Genomic DNA, 935 nt, shown 5'->3' with positions numbered 1-935 from the left:
AATTAAATTCACGCACAGCTAGTAGACAGCGTTTACGGTGTGGACTACCAGGGTATCTAATCCTGTTCGCTACCCACACTTTCGGACATGAGCGTCAGTCTTTGGCCAGGGAGTCGCCTTCGCCACTGATGTTCCTCCAGATATCTACGCATTTCACCGCTACACCTGGAATTCCACTCCCCTCTCCAAGACTCTAGTCTGCCAGTTCTAAATGACCATCCCAGGTTGAGCCCGGGGCTTTCACATCTAGCTTAACAAACCGCCTGCGTCCGCTTTACGCCCAGTAATTCCGATTAACGCTCGCACCCTCCGTATTACCGCGGCTGCTGGCACGGAGTTAGCCGGTGCTTCTTCTGTTGTTAACGTCACAGCTGGCAGGTATTAACTACCAACCTTTCCTCACAACTGAAAGTGCTTTACAACCCGAAGGCCTTCTTCACACACGCGGCATGGCTGCATCAGGGTTTCCCCCATTGTGCAATATTCCCCACTGCTGCCTCCCGTAGGAGTCTGGGCCGTGTCTCAGTCCCAGTGTGGCTGATCTTCCTCTCAGAACAGCTAGAGATCGTCGCCTTGGTGAGCCTTTACCTCACCAACTAGCTAATCTCACTTGGGCCTCTCTTTGCGCCGGAGCCTAAGCCCCGTTTGGTTCGAAAACATTATGCGGTATTAGCAGTCGTTTCCAACTGTTATCCCCCTCGCAAAGGCAAGTTCCCAAGCATTACTCACCCGTCCGCCACTCGTCAGCGATGTGCAAGCACATCCTGCTACCGTTCGACTTGCATGTGTTAGGCCTGCCGCCAGCGTTCAATCTGAGCCATGATCAAACTCTTCAATTAAATATATCGAAAAACTTTTATGAATCGTCGGTTGACACTCTTAACGAGTGCCCACACAGATTGTCTTGTTATACATTTTTAAAGAACAATGCTAAG

General features: G+C 50.7%; 1 rRNA gene. It reads right to left on the bottom strand.

The features are described 5' to 3' along the window. A 16S ribosomal RNA gene (locus tag ACXAFQ_RS20440) occupies positions 1-839 on the bottom strand; the annotation flags it as partial. Positions 840-935 lie beyond the last annotated feature (96 nt).

It is taken from the genome of Alteromonas sp. ABH2_165 (assembly GCF_056159945.1).
Note: the sequence above shows the minus strand (reverse complement) of the source record. Positions and strands in the feature narration are given on the sequence as shown.